Consider the following 19,888-nt stretch of genomic DNA (forward strand, 5'->3'; position numbering starts at 1 on the left):
GTAAACGGTCCACGGCCGAACTGACAGCGCACGGATCGACGGTAGGCTCATCAAAGTGGCGATCTTCGGTCGGAACACGGCGCGCCAGCGCCTGAAGAGGGCGACGCGGCACGCGCTCTCCGCGCCGACCTTTGACACGCCGCCGGACGCCACGCCGTGGGTGATCGGGGGGTTGTGGCCCGCGGAGCTGGCGACGGTCACGCCGAGAACCGCCGCTGTCGCCTCGCACCTGAAGAACGACCTGCAGCGCATCGCGGACTCGGCCAACGAGCGGTTGCGCGCGCTGCGGCACTCCGATGTCCCCGACTTCGCGCGGCGGGCTGAGGAAGTCCGGATCATCGAGACGGCCAGAGCCTATGCGGTGCAGCGCGTCGAGTCGACGATTCGTCAATTGCGTTCTGCGGAAGATGATTTCGATACCGACCCGGCGATGCAGAAGATCACCCCGGAGCAGGTGCGCGAGGCGGACGCGATCGCGACGCCCGTGGTCGAACCCGTCGAAATCAATTCTGAACCCGAACCCGAACCCGAACCGCCGCCCACACCTGAACCCGTCGATCGCCGACTGGAGTCCGTGCTCGAGTTCGTCGCCCGCCAGGAGCCGGGATTGCGGTGGGCGGTCGGGGAGCGCGCGGATGGGACCACTGTGCTGGTCACCGATCTCGCGCACGGCTGGATCCCGCCCGGCATCGCAGTGCCCGCCGGTGTCGGTCTGTTGCCGCCGGCCAGGCGCGGCGGGCGGGTCGGTGACCTGCTCGGTGACGTCGTCCGATCCGCGGTGTATCACCCCGGTGACCCATTCGGTGCCGGGCGCACGGATGCGGCGACTTCGCTCGAGGCCCGCGAACTGCCCCGCGTCGACGACCTCGGCTGGAAGTTGGTGGAGGCCACCCACTGGCGGGACGGACTACCTCGGATGGTGCACACGCTGGCGAAGGCCGGCGCGGCCCGCACCGGGGTGCTCGACGCCGAGGTCGACGTGCTGCGCGTGCATTCCGACACCGCTCGCTATCAGCTGATGGCCCAGTATCCCGATGTCGACGCCGCACTGTTGAGCAACGCCCTGTTGTTGGCTGCAACCGAAGCGATCGCTCTGGGCGACGAGGTGTCGGCCAACTATCACGTGGCCTGGTTCGAGGCGCTCACTGCGCCGCAGCCAACCAACTGGGGCACCGCGCCATAACCGAACCTATGGTGCGAGGTTGCTGGAGCGTTTTGCGCCGGTGGCGGGCGCCGATGCTGAAGAAGTGAATTGACGCAGGTAGCGACGGTCGACATACTTGTGACGTGGCGGGATCGGGCAGCGGTCGCGAGCTTAGCGACAGGGATCTCGTCGACGCGGTCTTGAAGGAGCTGAGCGAGGCTGCCGAGCGCTGGGAGGCGCTCGTCGCGCAGGCCGAGACCATCACCTACAGCGTCGATCTGGGGGATATACACGCGGTGGCAAACTCCGACGGCAAACTGGTCGAACTGACTTTGCATCCGGCGGTCGTGACCGATTACACCCACGGTGAGCTCAGTGACCGACTGAACCTGGCGTTCGCCGCGCTGCGCGAAGAAGCCCAATCCGATAACCAGGCACGGTACGGAGGTGGATTGCGGTGACTCCTGCAGACCTGGCGGAGGGACACCACCCGTGCCGCTGAATCTGTCCAACCGGGACCAGAACTCCGGGCATCTGTTCTACAACCGCAGGCTGCGGGCAGCGATCACCCGCTTCTCGGTGCGGATGAAGCACGATGACCGCAAGCAGCAGGCGGCCGTGGCACTGTCGATCGTCTTCGTGCTGATCGGCTGCGGGTGGATGGCCCTGCTGCATTTCATGAAGCCCGCCGGTCTGGTGGGCCAGTCGAACATCATCGGCAACCGAGACACCGGTGCGCTCTACGCCAAGATCGACAACCGGTTGTATCCGGCGCTGAACCTCACGTCGGCGCGCCTCGCGACCGGCAGTTCGTCATCACCGACCTGGGTCAACGCCAAAGAGATCGCCAAATACCCGACCGGGCCGATGATCGGAATCCCCGGCATCCCCGACGATTTGACCGTCTCGGCGAACCCGGTGTCGGCATGGTCGTTGTGTGACACCGCCGCGGCACGGGGCAGCGGCCAGACTCCGGTGGTCACCGCCATCGCCGGCGAGATCTACGGTGGTGGCCGGGCACAGCCCATGCGCTCGACGCAGGCTGTCCTGGCCACCCATGGCAGCGCGACATATCTGATCTGGAACGGGCAGCGCACCCAGATCGACCCGGCCGACCGCTCGGTGACCTTCAACCTCGGACTCGACCCCGGCGTGACGCGTCCGATCGACATCTCGAACGCGCTGTTCGATGCCATGCCGGCGACGGAACCCCTTGTCGTCCCTGTCATTCCGGAAGCCGGCACACCGTCTCGCCTGCTGGCCGGTTCGCTCGTGGGTAGCGTCCTGGAGACCAAGGACTCGAACGGCAACGTCAGCGGTTTCTACGCGCTGCTTCCCGACGGCGTCCAGAAGATCACCGGCTTCGTCGCCGACCTGCTGCGCACCGCCAACAGTCAGGGCTCGACCACCCCGCAACTGATCTCGCCCGACAAGCTCGTCGACATCCCGCAAGTGACGGTGCTCAACGTCGACTTCTATCCGACCGGCAAGCTCGATTTCATCGACACCGATGCCAATCCGGTCACGTGCGTGGGCTGGCAGAAGCAAACCACCGACCGGCAGGCCGCGGTGACGTTCTTCAGCGGGCGTGGGTTGCCGAGCCCGGAGGGTATGGATTCGCACATCGTGCGACTGGTCCGCGACAGTCGTGACCCCGATTCCGTCGAGGCCAACCAGACCCTGATGCTGCCGGGCGCGGCGAATTTCGTCGCATCCACCAGCGCGGCGACCTCCTCGGACACCCGAGAGAGCCTGTATTGGGTTTCCCCACAAGGGGTTCGGTATGGGATCGAATGGGATCAGAGCACGCTCCAAGCCCTGGGAGTTGACCCGCGCCTCGCGGTACAGGCGCCGTGGCCGATCTTGCGGACGTTCGCCGCAGGCCCGGCCATCAACCGCGCGACGGCACTGTTGGCGCGCGACACCATCGACCCCGGCGGTGCAGTGGCCCCGGTGGCTGCACCCGGCCAACAGAACGCGGGAGGATAGCGGTGTCGAAGAGGGGATTCGTTCGAGGTCCGCGTAAGTCGACGCCGGCCGTCCCGCCGGTTCGGGTGGCCGTCGCGCCGCCGCTGGCACTGCCCGAGCGGGAGCCGCGCAACATCCTGCTGATGATCGCGCTGCCGGCGCTGCTGGTCGGCATCATCGGCACGCTGGTCGTGATGTACACGTCCGGCGTGCGCTCACTGCAGTCCGGCTTCTTCCCGATGGTGGGTCTGGTCGGGTTCGGCGCGCTGATGTTCAGCGGCCGGCTCGGTCGCGGCCGCCGAATCAGTTGGGGCGAACAGGAAAAGCAGCGGCGGATGTATCTGCGCCAACTCGACGACGATCGCGACGAAGTGCAGCGTGCCGCTCAGGACCAGCGCCGCAGCCAGCTGTTCGTGCATGGCGACCCGCAGGAGCTCGACACGGTGATCGGTGGGCCCCGGATGTGGGAGCGCCGCCCGTCCGATCCCGATTACCTCGACGTGCGACTGGGCATCGGGGTGCAGTCGACCGCCGACTCGGCGGTGTCTCTGCAGTGGCCCGAGGTGCCCGTCGGCGAGGAGCTGGAGCCGGTGACCGGCCGGGCGCTGCGTGACTTCATCCTCGAGCAGAGCAAGATCCGCGGTATCGGCAAGGTGCTGAGTCTGCGGTCACGCCCCGGATTCAGCTTCGTCGGTGATGATCCCGAGGAACTGCACTCCTTCATGCGAGCGGTGTTGTGCGAGTTGGCGGTTTATCACAGCCCCAACGACGTCAAACTGATGGTCGTCACCCGGCATCCTGAACTGTGGTCCTGGATGGTGTGGTTGCCGCATAACCAGCACGACGAGATGTTCGACGCCTGCGGGCTGCGGCGACTGGTCTTCACCTCGCCCACCGAACTGGAGGATGCGCTCGACGCCGAGCTGCATCGCAAGGGTCGCGGGCCCTGGACGCCGCCCAGCGGCTCCAGCCCGACGACCATGCTCTCCCCGATGGAGGCGGCGTCCGGCAACGCGCTGGGCCCGCACTGGGTGATCGTCGACGACAACATCGGCACCCCCGAGCAATGGGAGGGCATCACCGGGCAGAAGGGCATGGCCGGAATCACGGTGCTGCGCTTGGCGTCCCGACCCGGAGTCGGAGTGGGATTCTCGGGCGACGAGGAACGCTTCAGCCTGCGCGAGGGCCGGCTGCGGCATCGCAACGCCTTCTACGCCGTCGCCGACATGCTCGCCGAGAGCACCGCGGACCGCTACGCCCGCGCGCTGGCGCGCTGGTCGCCGATGACCGCGGGTGAACTGTCAGAGACCGACAGCCAGGGTGGGGAGCTGTTGCGCGCGTTGGGGATCACCGATCCGCGCCGCCTCGACGTCGATCGGCTGTGGGCTGAGAGCCGAGGTCGGGGGGACCCGAAGTGGGCGGTGGTCCCGGTCGGCGTCAAGCCCGGTGGCGAACTGCAGTACATCGTGTTGCGAGCCAAGGACTTCGGTGGCTTCGGCTTCCACTCCGTCGTGATCGGAACCTCGGGTTCGGGCAAGTCCGAGTACTTCCTGTCGCTGTGCAACGGGATCGCGCTGACCCACTCGCCGGAGACGTTCATCGTGATCTTCGTCGACATGAAGTTCGAGTCAGCCGCCCAGGACCTCGCGGGATTGCCGCACGTGGCGGGTTCGCTGTCCAACCTGGGCAAGGACGACCGTCACCTCGCCGAGCGGATGCGCAAAGCCATCGACGGTGAAATCGCCCGCCGCTACCGGCTGTTCAAGGATGCCGGCGCCCGCGATGCCAACGAATACGAGGAGATGCGGCTGGCGGGCCGCGACCTCGAGCCCGTCCCGATCCTGCTCGTCATCATCGACGAGTATCTCGAACTGTTCCACCATCACCCCGAGTGGATCGATCTGGTGATCCACATCGGTCAGGAAGGCCGCGGCTGTAACGTCTTCTTCACCCTCGGCGGTCAGCGGCTGGACTTATCGTCGCTGAGTAAGGCCAAGAGCAACATCGCTTTTCGGGTTGCGCTGCGCGCGGAGACCGCAGAGGACTCGCGCGACGTGATCGGCAGCGACGCCGCCCTGCACCTGCCGTCCAAAGAAGCCGGCTACGGTCTGCTCAAGGTCGGGCCGCGTGAGCTCGAACAATTCCGCTGCTTCTATGTTTCGGCGCCGTTCGTGGTGCCCAAGAAGGTGGTCACCACAGACGCCACCGTCGACGTCAGCTTCACCCAGCCTCGACCACTGACCTGGGAGTACCAACCGCTGTCGGCCGAGGACAACGCCGCGCTCGCCGAGGCCGATGCTCCCGAGGAACCCGACGAATTCCTCTATCACGCAGACGGTTTCAAGAAGAAGAAGCTGCTCGACGTCATCCGGGAATCGTTGATCTCGCACCCGGCCCGAGCACCGCACCAGATCTGGCTGCCGCCGCTGGAAGTCGGCGAGACCGCCGACGCTCTGGTGGAGCGCTGGCGCGGCAAGCCGTGGTGGGTGGACTACGGGCAGAACCCGGGCCTACTCATCCCGGTCGGAATCGAGGACTTCCCGGAAGACCACGCCCAGCGGGTGCACGTCATCGACGCCGAGATGGACAACATCATGGTGGTCGCCACCGCCCAGCGCGGAAAGTCCACCACGCTGATGACGCTGGTCACCTCCGCAGCTCTGATGTACCGGCCCGAGCGGGTGACGTTCTTCTGTCTCGGCGCGTCGCTGTATCCGGTCGAAGATCTCCCGCATGTGGCGGGCGTCGTCAGCCTCACCGACACCGAAGGTGTGTCCCGCACGCTGGCCACCATCGAGGGACTGATCCGGGCGCGGGAAGCGTCGTTCAAGCGATATCAGATGGACATCGGTGAGTTCCGTGAGCGCCGGTTCGGCGCGGCAGGCGGCGGCGGTACCGATCCCGACGACAAGTTCGGCGACATCTTCCTGGTCATCGACAACTTCGGCGATCTGTACGACAAGGATAACGGCATGGGTGACCGCGCGATCTCGATTGCGCGCCAAGGCCTGTCGTACGGCATCCACGTCGCCACCAGCGCCAGCGGCTGGCTGGTCGGCCAGAAGCAGGCCCTGCTGAGCGTGTCCAACGCACGAATTCAGTTGCGGCTGAGCAACCCTGACGAGACGCAGATGGGCACCGGCATGGAGCATCGCCGGGCGGCGCGAAACACCCTGGACCGTCCCGGGTTCGGTGTCACGAGGCTCGGTCAGGAACTGTTGATCGGGCTACCCGAGATCGTCGGGCCCGACGGCGAGCGGATCCCGACCCGCCAGGTGGGCCAGGTGATCGCGGCCCAGACCGGCGCGAGCAAGGTCGAGACGCTGGCCCGCCTGCCCGAACGTATCGGGTTGCGCGAGATCATCACCGCCTACCCCGCCACTGCCGACAGCCTCGACATCCCCTTCGCGATGGGGGAGAGCGCACTGCAAGCGGTGGCCCTGCCGAGCCGGCAGATGCCGAACTTGTTGGTGGTCGGAAGGCAGGGTTGCGGCAAGACCAGCAGCCTGGCCGCCTTCGGGCAGTCGATTGCCGCACGGCTGTCGCCGGACGACGCGCAGATCACCATCATCGATCCGAAGACCAGCCTGATCGGCAAGATCCAGGGGCCGCACGTGCGGGCCTATGCCTACACCCCGGACGACATCGACCAGGTGCTGGCCGAACTGGCCGAGATGATGCGGGACCGGCTGCCACCGTCAGGGCTGAGCCAGGAGGAGCTGCTGACCCGCACGACGTGGACGGGACCGCACCACTATGTGCTGATCGACGACGAGCAGGAACTGCGGCCCAGCGGGGCCATCGGCAAGGCCGCCGCGACCGCACCACTGTGGCCGTTGATCGAGCGAAGTCGGGAGATCGGGTTGCACGTGATCGCCGCCCGGCTGCCCGGCAACTGGGCCGGCGTCTCGGCGATGAGCCCGTTCCTGCAGAAATTGACCGGTTCCCGGGCGCCCACGCTGTTCATGGACAACGACCCGCAGACCGTGAAGGTGTACGGCCGCACCAGCGCTCAGCAACTGCCACCGGGTCGCGGATTGATGGTGACTACCGATGGGGTTATGGAAGGCGTATTAGTGGGAACACCAGAGTGACGGCAATCTGCAAGTTAGCTGCAAACGCAACCACATAAGTAGCCTTAGGTCGCCAGCACACTCTAGTATCAGGCAAGATTGCAGGTACGCCTGTGATTACTGGGAGGAGAGCAACATGGTTTTGAATGTCAACGCAGCGACGGTGTCCACCTCGGCAACGACCGAGACCAGCCTGAGTGCGGAAATGGGCGCGGCTACGTCGGCTGCTTCCGAGGCGCTGATGGGTGTGCTGCCGATGGGCGCGGACCTGGACTCTGCACAGTTCGCTGCGGCACTCAACGCCGCAGGCGCCTCATACGTCGCAACTGCCTCAGAGCACCTGGCGAATCGCGGTATGTTCGCGGGCTCGCAGGAACTGGCGGCGGCGACCTACACCGCCACTGACATCCTCAACAACGCGGCGCTGGTCATCTAGTCCGATGCCCGATCCGTCATGGCCGACCTTCACGCCTGAAATGAATTACCTCCGCCTCGTGGGGCCGGGGGCAGGCGGGACGGCGACGACGTTGGCCAACGGCGCGGCCTGGCAGGCGTTGATGGGCAGCAATGAGCTGGCCTTCTCGATGTCGCAGCTGAACACCGCGGTCACCTCGCTGAATTTCGAGGGCGTCGGCGGCCTGAGCTCGATGACCGCCGTCACCGGACTCAATACCGCTCTGCAGTTGCTCGCCGGCTGGGTCCAGGAGAAGCCGCCGATCGCCGCCAGTGCCGTCTCGGCCTACGAGACCGCGGTGTCGTCGATGATTCCGGCGGAGGTCTCGATCGCGAACCGCACCGAACAAGCCGCTGACGTGGGTATCAACCCCGCCGTACTGGGCGCCTTGACGCCGGCGATCGTCGCGTTGGACACCGAATACTACGGCGAGCACTGGCCGCACAATGCCGGTGCGGGCGCCGCCTACGGCGCCGCTCTGGCTGCGCTCGTCGCGGCGCTGGCAATTCCGCCGCCATTGGCCCCGCTGGGCGCCTCGCCGGCCGCCGGAGCCTCCGCGGCGGCCGCTGTCGCGCAGGCGGCCGGGACCACCGGCATGCAGGCCGCCACCCAGGGCACCGGTCAGGTCACCCAGATGGCCGGTCAGACCGCCGCCGCACCCGCGTCGGCCGGCGGCGAGATGAGCTCCATGATGATGCAGCCCATGCAGGCCGCGATGGGTGCCATGCAGCCGCTGATGGGCATGTTCCAGGCGCCGATGCAGGCGTTCCAGGGCCTGTCCAGCCTCCCGCAGTCGATGATGGGCCAGCTCGGCGGCCTGATGAACGGGATGAAGGGCGCCGACGCCGCAGTTCCGGCCGCCGACCTGGTCAAGGCGGGCGCTCCGGTCGGCGGCGCCGGTGGTATCGGGGGCGGCGGAGCCGGTGGAGGTATCGGCGGAGGCGGTGGCGGCGGGGTGCCGGGCGCGGGATTGACCAGCTATACCCGGCCCACGAGCAGCTTTGCTCCGGAGAACTCCGGCAGGCCCACGTCGCTGAAGACGGGTCTGCTCAGTGCCGCCGAAGTGCGCGGCCCCACCTCGTCGCCGATGGGCGGCGGCGGAATGCCGATGTCGCCGGCCCACGCCGGCATGCTCGGCCAAGGCAAGGGAGAGAACAGCAAAGACGATGTTGCGCGTGCGCAGGTCGTAGTGGGGCATGATCCGCAACGCGATCCGCGACTCAGCTAATAGCTCGTACTTAGGGGGTGCGTCCGTCAACGTTTGCCAGAGGGTGAAGTGACAGCTGGTCCGCCCCCACCCGATACTCGACAACACATCCACTTACCGGGATCACACTCAGCAAAAGGGAGAAACACATGACACTCGTCGTCACACCGGAGGTGCTGCGGAGCACCCAGCAGGCCATCGAGTCCGCGCTCGAGCACGCGACCGCGATCGCCAATGGCTACCTCAGCCACCACGAGGGCCTCGGCTCGGCGGTCTGGGGTGGCCAGGCGCAGCTGGCGTCGGTGAACACCGCGGCCCAGATCAACCACGACCTGCAGCAGACGATCACCGGTGGCACTCGGTTGGCCCACGGCCTGAGCCAGGCGGCTTCGATGATGGAGCAGCACGAGGCCGACGCCGCGCACAGCCTCACCAGCTTCGCCGCGAACGCCTGACCCTCAGACCACCTACCGAAAAGGACTTGATCATGGACAACATCACGTACAACCACGGCGGTGTCGCCGATTTCGCCTCCGACGTCGGCCAGCGATCAGCTCAGCTGATGGAGATCCACGACGATATTCTGCAGCGCACCAACGCGATTGCCGATTTCTTCCAGGGCGCCGCGGCCGGCTCGTTCCACGAGGCGCAGATGCAGATGCTGCAGGGTCTGCAGGGGCTCGTCGAAACGATGAACCAGCACGGCACCACGATCAGCAACGTGAACGACAGCGCACATCAGACCGACCTCCAGATGGGCAACCTCTTCTAAAGCCGACGTTCTCAGCCGGTGGGGGCGCACGGTCGGTGCGCCCCTGCTGTCTGTCTCGGGGAGAACCATGTTGACGACGACAGTGGACGGCCTGTGGGTCCTACAGGTGTTGTCCGGTATCGAAGTAGTGGCACCAGAGCTTGGCTTGCGGCCGCATCTGCCCAGTGTCGAGACGGCCCAGATGGCTCTGGCCCATCCCATCGCCGAGGAGCTTCGCGCCGCGGGTGTCATCAACGATGCGGGCGGCGTCGACGAGGCGGTCCTGGAATGGCTGACCGTGTTGTCCCGCCGCGACGTCGCCCTGGTGATCTACGCGCAGACGCCGGCGCAGGACATCGAATCGGAGCGAGTCCTGCTGGCCCGCTTCGCGCAGTGGTGGGTTGCCTTGGAGCGCAACGGGATCCTGGTGCGGCTGTCCGGCGTCGGTACCGCGAGCTCCGAAGAGTCGGCCGGCATGCTGATCAACTCGCAGATCGAGCGTCTGTGTGGAGAGATGAAGCCGGCGTCCCTGCGACCGGTGACCATCGATGTCCCCGAATTGCTTGCGGCCGTTCATGATCAGGCGAGTCTGCGGTCCTTCCTTCTCGACCGCAGGTTCGACAGCGATCAGGTCACCATGCTGACCATGGCCGCCGACACCGACCGGTCGGCGCAGGCCTCGGTGGTGGCTATCCAGTCCGGTATGCCCAGCGGGCCCGCGCGTTCGCACATCGAGCAGGGGGCGGTGACCATCCTGGACACCCCGCAGGGCAGGCTGGTGTCCGAACACGTCACGCGCGCCGGAAAATCGTGGATGATCATTTCGCCTGGGTCAGCCGCCAACATCGCGTCCGCGGTGTTGAAGATGGTTCGCCGACTGCCCGCCGAAGACGAGTGGTACTCGCACAGAAAGGTTGTCTAGGTGACGAACCCCTGGAATGAACCACCGCGGTCCGCCGACCCCCGCGATCCCGTCGGCCGCGAAAGCTTCGGTGCACACCACCGCGGTCACCAGGATTCCGTGTCCGGCACGTTGCGCATCTCGGACATGGTGGCGCCACGCAAGATCCCGCCGGGCTCGGGCTGGCGCAAGTTCATCTACAACGCGTCATTCAAGACCATCAACCTCGGTGAGTCACCCGCCGAGCGGCACTATCGCGAACTGCGCGAACGGATTCGCAGGCACATCCGCAAGCAGTACGTGATCGGATTCGTCTCCGGTAAGGGCGGCGTCGGCAAGACGACGATGACCGCGAGCGTCGGTGCGGTCTTCCGGGAATGCCGGCCGGAGAACGTGGTGGCCATCGACGCCGCGCCCGGCTTCGGCACGTTGGCGGGCCGTATCGACGAAGCGCCGCCCGGCGACTACTCCGCCGTTCTCAACGACACCGATGTCCAGGGCTATGCCGACATCCGAGAGCACTTGGGGCAGAACCAGATCGGGCTCGACGTGCTGGCGGGCAACCGGGCATCCGATCAGCCCCGGCCACTGGTGCCTGCGATGTTCACCGGAGTGCTGTCGCGGCTGCGCCGCACCCACAACGTGATTCTGGTCGACACCGCCGACGATCTGGAGCACCCCGTCATGAAGGCGGTCTTCGACGCGTGCGACACCCTGGTGTTCGTCTCGGGGCTCACCGCCGACACCTCGCTGCCGGTGACCAGGTCCATCGATCTGCTTCGCTCACTGGGCTATCACGAGTTGGTGTCCCGCAGCATGGTGATCCTCAATGACAGCCGCAACAACTACGACTCCGACGCGCGCAAGTATCTGACCGAGCGGTTCAGCCAGTCCGGTGCGTCGGTCGAATTCATGCCGTACGACCCGCATCTGGCCAAGGGCGGCATCATCGACGCCCAGCACGAGTTGCAAAAGAAGACCCGGCTGCGGCTGTTCGAGATCACTGCCGCATTGGCCGACAAGTACATCCCGGACGCCGATAGGCCGCGTTGATGGCGAAGGTCTCGTTTCCGGCTCGCTGCGCGGTCGCGGTGATCTGCGGCGAACACCTTGTCTCACAGGTCTATCCGGCATCGGTGCCGGTTGAGGTATTCATCGACAACGTCGTCGAGCTGCTCAACGAAGAGCTCAAGCGGCGCGGTGTTCCCGGCCTCGACCCCGGCATCGCGTATGAGCTGAACCGCGCGAACGGGACTCGGCTCGACGTGACGAAGACGTTGGACGAACTCGGCGTCGAAGACGGGGCCACTCTGGTTCTGGTGCCCGCGCAGGAAGGTGAGTCCTTCGAGCCGCAGTACGAATCGCTGTCCACCGGTCTGGCCCGAGTAGGCAAGCGGCTGTTCGCCCCGGTGACCGCCGAGACCGCAGCGCACACCGCGCTGGCGGTGCTGGCGATGGTGGTGCTCTCCGTCCTCGGGCTGGGCGTACACACCCGGCTGCACACGGACTCGGTCATCCCGGCCATCGTCACCGGCCTGACCGGACTGCTTCTCGCGGTCGGTGCGGGTTCGGTCTGGCGGTGGTGGCCGCAGCGGGCCGATCTGCTCAGCGGCTTCGGCTGGCTGGCCGTTCCGCTGTTGGCGGTCGGCTTCGCCGCCGCAGCGCCCGGCGGTGTCGGGGCTGCACACGTGTTCATCGCGGCTCTGGCCGCCGCGATGCTCACCGTCGGTGTGGTCACGATGACCGGGCGGCATGTCACCGTCGCGTCGACGGTGGTGACGCTGTGCGGAATCGGCGCCCTGGTGGGCGTCGCCCGGATGTGGAACCCGATCCCGGCGCAGTGGCTGGGCATGTGCGCGCTGATCGGCTTGCTCATGCTGTTGACGCTGGCGCCGACCTTCGCCTTATGGACGGCACGAATTCGGCCGCCGCACTTCGGTTCCATCACCGGACGTGATCTGTTCCGCCGAAGCGACGGGCTACCCGTCGACACCGTCACCCCGGTCGACGACGAGACCGAAGACGAGCCGAACCCGGACACCACGCCGACGGGCGCGATCATCACCGAAGCCGCCCGCCGAGCCAACAGCGTGCTGACCGGCATCTGCATCGCGGCCGCGATCACGCTGCCCGCGGCGGTGTGGGCGACCTTGATGCCGGGCCAGGGCAAGAGCATCGCCGCGGCCGTGCTGGCCGGGCTCTTCGTGCTCATCTTCATCAGCCGAGGCCGGGCGTACGCCGACAAGCGACAGGCCGTCGCGCTGGTGTGCGGCGCCGCCGCCGCGCTGTGCGTCGGCGTCATCCGTTACGTGCTGTCCGCACCTGCCGACTCGGGGATGGCACTGTTGTGGGGAGCGCTGGCCCTGGCCGCCTTCGCGGGCGCCGGATTGGCTGCAGCCCTGCTGGTTCCGGTCACCCGGTTCACACCGTTGGTGCGCATGGTGGCCGAATGGCTGGAACTTGCCGCGATCGTGGCCGCTTTCCCGCTGGCTGCCTGGATCGGCGGGTTGTTCACCTGGGTCAGGATGCGATGATCGGGCAGCGGTTTGCCGCGACGGCGATGGTCATCCTGCTCACCGGACTGATCGCCAACATCCCTGCAGCGCAGGCGATTCCGCCGCCGAGTGTGGATCCGTCGATGGTTCCGCCGGACGGTCCACCGCGCCCGGATCAGCCGATGCGGCAGAGCAACATCTGCGCCCGCACCATCACCGTGGCCGACCCCAACGTGGCACTGCCCGCGCCGAACCTGGCGATGCTCAACGTCGTCAAGGCGTGGCAGTACTCGACCGGCAACGGCGTGCCGGTGGCGGTGATCGACACCGGGGTCAACCCCAGCCCGCGGCTACCCGTGGTGCCCGGCGGGGACTACATCATGGGCGGCGACGGCCTGATGGACTGCGATGCGCACGGCACCATCGTTGCCTCGCTGATCGCGGCCACCGTGCAGGGCGGCCCGCCACCGGCTCCGATGCCGCCCACTCCCGCCTTCCCGCCGCCGGCAGGCCCGCCCGCCGTCATCGCCGCGCCACCGCCTCCGGGGTCGCCACCCGCGCCGCCGGCGCCCCCGCCGCCGCCCGTGCCGGTGACGGTCACCGAGACGAAGCCCGCGCCGCCCCCGCCCCCGCCACCGCCCCCGCCCGATCAGCCGTCAGCGGGCCCGGGTGACTTGGACCCGAACGGCCCCGAGGATCCCGAGGTTCCGCCGCCCCCGCCGGGAGCGCCCGACGGTGTGGCCGGCGTGGCCCCGAACGCGGTGGTGATCTCGATCCGTCAGTCGTCACGGGCATACGAACCGGTGAACCCGGGACCCGGCGACAACGAGGCCCGCAAGAAGGCCGGCACTGTGGCGACGCTCGCCAGCGCGATCGTGCACGCCGCCAATATGGGCGCCAAGGTGATCAACATCAGTGTGACGTCATGTGTTTCGGCGGCCGACCCGCTGGATCAGCGCGCACTCGGCGCGGCCGTCTGGTACGCCGCGACCATCAAGGACGCGGTGATCGTCGCCGCCGCCGGAAACGAGGGCGAGGACGGCTGCGCCCAGAACCCGTCGTTCGACCCGCTGGACACGTCGGATCCGCGGGACTGGCATCAGGTCAAGACCGTGTCGTCGCCGTCGTGGTTCTCCGATTACGTCCTGTCGGTGGGGGCCGTCGACAACACCGGCGCGCCCATCAACAAGAGCTTGGCCGGACCGTGGGTCGCCGCGGCCGCGCCCGGTGTCGGTGTCATGGGTCTCTCACCGCAGACCGGTGGCCCGGTCAATGCCTATCCGCCGGTGCGCCCGGGGGAACGGAACATGCCGTTCTGGGGCACCAGCTTCTCGGCGGCGTACGTCTCCGGTGTCGCGGCACTGGTCCGGGCCAAGTATCCGGACCTGACCGCCAACCAGATCATCCACCGCATCCTGCAGACCGCGCACAACCCGCCCCGCGGGGTGGACAACCAGGTCGGCTACGGCGTGGTGGATCCCGTTGCCGCACTGACGTTCAACGTGCCGCCCGGTGACCGGCTGGCTCCCGGCTCGATGACCCGGGTGCTGGCGCCACCGCCGCCGCCGGCCGCCCCCGACCATCGCGCGCGCAACGTGGCGCTGATCTTCGCCGGTGCCGTTGTCGGGGCCGTCTTGTTGGCGAGCATCATCGGCCGCGCCAGGCGGGCGCGATGAGACGTCACAGCATCCAGCTCGCGGTGATCCTCGCCGTGCTGGCGCTGGGGCTGATCGGCTGGATCGTCTACGGGCTCATCGGTGCCGGGGTGGGGCTGGTCCTCGGTCTGATCCTGTTCGCGATTCCCTGGCGGCGCCAACCGCTGTGGTCGTGGGCGGGTCTGTATCTGCGCCGCAACCGTCCGATCCTGCTGAGCGAGCCGGTGACGGTGGCCAACGACCGCTCCGGTGGCGGTGTGCGCTACCAGGACGGGGTGGCCATCGTCGCCGTTCAACTGCTCGGGCGGGCGCACACGGCGACGATCTTCACCGGCTCCACCGCGGCGCAGACCCGCAACAACCTCGACGTGAGCGAGTTGCTGCCGGCCATGCACCAGAGTCTGGGGCTGACCATCGAGTCGCTGTCGGTGGTGACGGCGGGCTCGCGGCGCCGCAGCACCGGCGACTATCCGCGGGTCTACGACACTCTCATCGGCACGCCGCCGTACGCCGGGGCGCGGGAGACCTGGCTGGTGATCCGGCTGCGGGCCCTGGAGAACGCCGATGCGTTACGGCGCCGCGCCACGGTGGGAACCGCAGCGCTGGCCGCGGCCCAACGGATCGCGGCGAGCCTGCGCTGTAACGGAATTCGCGCAAAGGTCGCCACCGCGACGGACATGGTCGAGTTGGAGCGCCGACTGGGCCGCACCGCGCTGGAATCACACAACCAGCGCTGGAAGACCGCACGCAGCGATGCCGGCTGGCTTACTACCTACGCCTACCAGCCACGCGACATCAATGCCGAGATGCTCTCGCAGGCCTGGGCGCTGCGTGCTGACGGCATCATCCAGAACATCACCCTGTTCCCGGACGGAACGGCGAGTGCGACCATCACCATCCGCAGCGCCCAACCGCCGACGGCTCCGCCGAGCGTGATGCTCAAAACCCTGCCTGGTGAGCAGGCGAGCGCCGTCGCCGCGAATCTGTGCGGACCCAGGCCGGAATTGCACGGCCTCAGCAGGGGACGTGCCCCTGCCACTTTGGTTCTGCCGATCGGACCGTCCGGCGTGCTGTTGGGCAAGGTCAACGCCGGCGACCGGCTGCTGCTGCCGCTGGGCGATCCCGGGGAGTTCAGCCGTATCCACATCGCGGCCGAGGACCCGATCGCCAAACGCATCATCATCCGGACCGCGGGCGCGGGGGACCGGATCACCGTGCACACCAGCGACCTGCAGCGCTGGGAGAGTGTGCGGATGCCGCACATCGCGGTCTCCGACCAGCCGCGGCCCGCGTCGGGGACCACCGTCAGCGTGGTGGACGGAACCGTCGCCCCCGCCCCCCGGCCGAACACGGTGATCTCGGTGGGCCGGCCAGGGGAGACGCGTCGAGGCACCGCCGACGTGGTGATCACCCAGATCGGTCCGGCCACCGTCGAGGTCAACGCCGCCGGCCAGGTGTATATGGTGGAGGTGGAGCTGTTCCGCGCCGAAAACCGTTATGTGTCAAGTGAACCGACCAGCCTGCGGTCGGATGAACTGGAGCTCGCAGACTAGTCATGACCAGTAGTGCAGATACCGCGGCCGCCCGTCGCCAGTTCGACCAGGCGATGGCCGTGCTGGAGTCCGATCCCGCGACCGCGCTGCGGCATTTCCGCGACGCCACCGGCATCGACCCGTCGATGGCAGATGCGTGGTTGGGCCGGATCTCCGCCGGCGACGACGCGCTGGATTCCCTGCAGCAGCTGTTCGCCTACGGATCGCGGTTGCACCGCGAGTCCAACCGGCTCGGTGTACGTCTGGGCGCGCCGATCAAGGCCGGGCCGTACCTGTCGATCACCGTCACCGAGTCCTCGCACGCCGGTCTGGCGCTGGCCAGCGCGCTGGTCGACGACGAGCAGTTCGAGAAAGCCGAAGCGGTGTTGGAGGATTCGGCGCTGCTGGACACCTGGGAAAACCATCAGTGGCAGCAGTACGTCCGGGCGTATCTGATGTTCGCCACCCAGCGCTGGCCCGACGTCATCGCCGAGGCGGCTCGGGTGCTGCCCCCTCAGGCGATCATCATGTCGGCGGTGACGGCGGCCACCAACGCGCTGGCCGCGCACGCCGCCGCGCATCTGGGGCAGGGCCGGGTGGCACTCGATTGGGCAGACCGGGTGGAGTTGCGCACCGAGCGGGGCGCCGCCGAGACGCGCAGGCACAGCCTGCTGGATACGGCGGTCACCGCGATCGATCCGCTCGAATTCCCGCTCATCGCAGCAGACCTCGCGTATGTCCGGGGGATGGCGCACCGCCAGCTCGGCGAGGAGGACAAGGCGCAGATCTGGTTGTCGAAGGCCACGATCAACGGTGTGCTGATCGACCCGGCCAAACAGGCGCTGGCCGATCAGCGGCTGCAGTTGGTCGTCACCGACGAGGACACGATCAACAGCCGCTCCAACAAGTGGGACGCCAGCACCGAGCAGTCGGAGAACGAGCGGGCCGAAGAGGAGAACGCTGAGCGGCGGACCGAGCTGCTGGCCGAAGGCCGTGCGCTGCTGAACAACCAGGTGGGCCTGGCCGACGTCAAGCGGGCGGTCGCCGAGCTCGAAGATCAGATCGAGGTCCGCGAGCTGCGGCTGGCCCACGGCCTACCGGTGACCAACCAGACCAACCACATGTTGTTGGTGGGTCCACCCGGAACCGGTAAGACGACGACGGCCGAAGCGCTCGGCAAGATCTACGCCGGGCTGGGCATCGTCCGGCATCCGGAGATCATCGAGGTCAAGCGCGCCGACTTCTGCGGTGAGCACATCGGGTCGTCGGGGCCGAAAACCAATGAGCTGATCAGCCGTTCGCTGGGTCGCATCCTGTTCATGGACGAGTTCTATTCCCTGGTGGAGCGCCATCACGACGGGCGGCCGGACATGATCGGAATGGAAGCGGTGAACCAGTTGCTGGTCGCCTTGGAGGTGCACCGCTTCGACTTCTGTTTCATCGGCGCCGGCTACGAGAAGGAAGTCGACGAATTCCTCACCGTGAACCCGGGTTTGGCGGGACGCTTCAATCGGAAGCTGCGGTTCGAGTCCTACAGCCCCGACGAGTTGGTGCAGATCGCCGTCCGTTACGGCGGGCCGCGCGCCACCGTGATCGAACCCGCCGCGCAGGACGCGCTGAACGCGGCGTGCCGCAAGTTGCGGGCCTACCTCGCTCCCGACGGCACCCACGGTATCGACGTCATGCAGAACGGCCGGTTCGCCCGCAACGTCGTGGAGCGCGCGGAGCGGCTGCGTGATTCACGGGTGGCCGCCCAGAACCGCACCAGCCGCGGCTCGGTGACGGTCGAGGATCTCGAGACGCTACGCACCCAGGACCTGATGGCCGCGGTCGCCGACGCATGCGCGGAAAAGCATGTGCCCATCAGCCTTTGACCTGTAGCGCCGCCGCGGCGGCGCGTGCAAGCGCGCCCGCGCTCGGGTAGCGCGCCTCCGGGTTCTTCGCCATCGCCGTGGCAATGACGTCGTCCATCGCCACCGGCAACCACGGCGCCAACTCGGTGACGCGGGGCGGCTCGCGGTACAGGTGCGCGTGCACCACCTGGTCCTTCGATTCGGCGTCGAAGAACGGCGGCTTGCCGGTCAGCAGCCGAAACAGTGAGCAGCCCAACGAATACACGTCGGCCCGTCCGTCGACTTCGCTGCCCCGCAACATCTCCGGCGCCGCGTAGGCAGCGGACGTCAGCACCATGCCATCTGCGGCGAACGGCCGCGACCCGAAATCTGCCAGCAGCGCGCGGTCATCGCCGTCCAGCAGGAAATTCGACGGCTTCACGTCACCATGCACGACTCTCTGCGCGTGGGCGAAGTCCAGCCCGCGAGCGATGCCGGCGATGATGTGCACTGCCCGTGCCGGCGACATTCGTCCGGCACGTAATTCGCGGTCCGCGTCCCCGCCTGCCGCGTACTGCATTGCCAGCCAGTGCTTTCCGTCCGGGGCCGTGCCGTGGTCGTACACCGGCACGATATTGGGATGGACCAGAGCTGGGGGTGCACCGGATGTGGAAATCTTGAGCGCGACGCGCTTGCCTGAATCGTGCGCCAGGTAGACAGTGCCCGCACCGCCTGTGCCGAGCACGGATTCGACGACGTAGCCGCCGATACTAACGGGGTCCACGGGGCGGTATGGTCGCGAAGAATTGCGAAATGACCGCTGCCACTTCGACGAACGCCCGGCGGGTCGGCACCGACATCTCAGCGGTGCTGTTGATGACACCTCCCGGGCGCAGGCCCGGATCGAAGGGCACCTCCACCACCGCCTGTCGCCTGGAGCGGAACTGGTCGGCCAGCACCCCGCGCGTCTTCTTGTCGGAGTGCCCGTCGGAATCATTGAGCACGATCACCGAGCGCTGCATCAAGCCGGTCTTACCATGAGCGGCAAGCCATTCCATCGTCTGTGCGGCGGCTGACGCCCCGTCCGGCCAGGGCGAGGACACCACGATCAGCGCGTCCATGTCGCGCATCGCCTCCTGGGTGACGGGGGCGTCCATCGTCGAACCGCAGTCGACGATCGAGATCGTGAAGTGCCGGTCGAGCCGCATGGTGGCCTCGCGGTAGATCGCCGGGTCCAGAATCCCGCGGCGACTGCCGTTCTCCCCGGCCAGCACGAACAATCCCGACGAGTTGCTGCCCATCCGGGTGAGCACCTCGGCGAACGAGCGCAGGTTCTTGTTCTTGGCCAGCTCCCAGTAGGAGCCGTCGGCGCGCGGGTCGATCCGGCTGCCGAGCCGGCCGAACGCGGTGTCGGCGTCCACCGCCACCACCCGGTCCCCGCGGCGAAGCTCGGCCAGCACACACCCGACGCTGGCCGACACCGTCGTCTTGCCGACACCACCCTTGCCCAGCACGCCGATCTTGTAGTGGCCGCGCAACGGGGCGGCCACCATGGCCTCCATCGCGGCCTGACGCTTGTCCTCGCGCGACGGACCAGGGTTCACCAGCCCGAACGTCGCGGCATGGACGCCGCGGCGCCAACCCCGGGTCGGCTTGGGCTTGGGCCGCCGGACCGGCGACGGCGTCGGAACCGCGGGATACGGCGCCCGCGGCATCGGTCGCATGGGGGGCGGGACCTCGATACGGGGCAGCCGCTCAGTGGGCGGGCCGCCGTACTCCGGCGGAGGCGGGCCCTGCCGGTATCGGTGGTCGTCGCGGTCGGTCATCGTATTCAGTATCGCTGGTCTCTCCGAGATCGACGTTTTGCCGGTCCTCA

General features: G+C 67.5%; 16 protein-coding genes. 14 read left to right on the top strand and 2 right to left on the bottom strand.

Going from position 1 to position 19,888, the window contains the following annotated elements; genetic code table 11:
- Positions 1–55 precede the first annotated feature (55 nt).
- The 14 genes from AB4879_RS09295 (at position 56) to eccA (ending at position 18,054) form a co-directional block, all read left to right on the top strand.
- The gene (locus tag AB4879_RS09295) at positions 56–1,183 is read left to right on the top strand and encodes a DUF5631 domain-containing protein (RefSeq protein WP_370507357.1); all 1,128 of its coding nucleotides are present in this window, start codon (positions 56–58) and stop codon (positions 1,181–1,183) included.
- A 104-nt stretch (positions 1,184–1,287) separates the two neighbouring features.
- Complete coding sequence (locus AB4879_RS09300; RefSeq protein ID WP_370507358.1) at positions 1,288–1,605, top strand: DUF2710 family protein; 318 nt, start codon at positions 1,288–1,290, stop codon at positions 1,603–1,605.
- A 31-nt stretch (positions 1,606–1,636) separates the two neighbouring features.
- Entirely contained in the window at positions 1,637–3,133 is a 1,497-nt protein-coding gene (eccB, locus tag AB4879_RS09305; RefSeq protein WP_370507359.1) for a type VII secretion protein EccB, read from the top strand.
- A 2-nt stretch (positions 3,134–3,135) separates the two neighbouring features.
- Positions 3,136–7,206, top strand: a complete 4,071-nt coding sequence (gene eccCa / locus AB4879_RS09310) for a type VII secretion protein EccCa (protein ID WP_370507360.1) — start codon at positions 3,136–3,138, stop codon at positions 7,204–7,206.
- 115 nt (positions 7,207–7,321) lie between these two features.
- Positions 7,322–7,621, top strand: a complete 300-nt coding sequence (locus AB4879_RS09315) for a PE domain-containing protein (protein ID WP_102805988.1) — start codon at positions 7,322–7,324, stop codon at positions 7,619–7,621.
- 40 nt (positions 7,622–7,661) lie between these two features.
- Positions 7,662–8,867, top strand: a complete 1,206-nt coding sequence (locus tag AB4879_RS09320) for a PPE domain-containing protein (RefSeq protein ID WP_370507480.1) — start codon at positions 7,662–7,664, stop codon at positions 8,865–8,867.
- A gap of 128 nt (positions 8,868–8,995) precedes the next feature.
- On the top strand, positions 8,996–9,301 hold the full coding sequence (locus AB4879_RS09325; RefSeq protein WP_102805990.1) for a WXG100 family type VII secretion target: 306 nt from the start codon (positions 8,996–8,998) through the stop codon (positions 9,299–9,301).
- Positions 9,302–9,333: 32 nt separating this feature from the next.
- Positions 9,334–9,618 carry a WXG100 family type VII secretion target gene (locus AB4879_RS09330; RefSeq protein ID WP_276048142.1) on the top strand — a complete coding sequence of 95 codons (285 nt, stop codon included), beginning with the start codon at positions 9,334–9,336 and terminating at the stop codon, positions 9,616–9,618.
- 67 nt (positions 9,619–9,685) lie between these two features.
- On the top strand, positions 9,686–10,519 hold the full coding sequence (locus AB4879_RS09335; RefSeq protein ID WP_102805991.1) for an ESX secretion-associated protein EspG: 834 nt from the start codon (positions 9,686–9,688) through the stop codon (positions 10,517–10,519).
- Entirely contained in the window at positions 10,520–11,551 is a 1,032-nt protein-coding gene (locus tag AB4879_RS09340; RefSeq protein WP_370507361.1) for a MinD/ParA family protein, read from the top strand.
- Positions 11,551–13,032, top strand: coding sequence for a type VII secretion integral membrane protein EccD (eccD, locus tag AB4879_RS09345; protein WP_370507362.1), 1,482 nt, complete (start codon positions 11,551–11,553; stop codon positions 13,030–13,032). Before AB4879_RS09340 ends, eccD begins: the two co-directional genes overlap by 1 nt.
- Complete coding sequence (mycP, locus tag AB4879_RS09350; RefSeq protein WP_370507363.1) at positions 13,029–14,669, top strand: type VII secretion-associated serine protease mycosin; 1,641 nt, start codon at positions 13,029–13,031, stop codon at positions 14,667–14,669. Before eccD ends, mycP begins: the two co-directional genes overlap by 4 nt.
- Positions 14,666–16,201, top strand: coding sequence for a type VII secretion protein EccE (gene eccE, locus AB4879_RS09355; RefSeq protein WP_102805993.1), 1,536 nt, complete (start codon positions 14,666–14,668; stop codon positions 16,199–16,201). The genes mycP and eccE overlap by 4 nt, the downstream gene beginning before the upstream one ends.
- Positions 16,202–16,203: 2 nt before the next feature.
- On the top strand, positions 16,204–18,054 hold the full coding sequence (eccA, locus tag AB4879_RS09360) for a type VII secretion AAA-ATPase EccA (protein WP_370507364.1): 1,851 nt from the start codon (positions 16,204–16,206) through the stop codon (positions 18,052–18,054).
- Here the strand turns inward: eccA and AB4879_RS09365 are convergent.
- Positions 18,044–18,796, bottom strand: coding sequence for a serine/threonine-protein kinase (locus tag AB4879_RS09365; protein ID WP_370507365.1), 753 nt, complete (start codon positions 18,794–18,796; stop codon positions 18,044–18,046). The two genes, eccA and AB4879_RS09365, sit on opposite strands and share 11 nt — an antisense overlap.
- The gene (locus AB4879_RS09370; RefSeq protein ID WP_370507367.1) at positions 18,783–19,838 is read right to left on the bottom strand and encodes a MinD/ParA family protein; all 1,056 of its coding nucleotides are present in this window, start codon (positions 19,836–19,838) and stop codon (positions 18,783–18,785) included. Before AB4879_RS09370 ends, AB4879_RS09365 begins: the two co-directional genes overlap by 14 nt.
- Between the last annotated feature and the right edge of the window lie 50 nt (positions 19,839–19,888).

Origin of the sequence: Mycobacterium sp. SA01, assembly GCF_041287105.1 — a bacterium.
In the GTDB taxonomy this organism is placed as follows: domain Bacteria; phylum Actinomycetota; class Actinomycetes; order Mycobacteriales; family Mycobacteriaceae; genus Mycobacterium.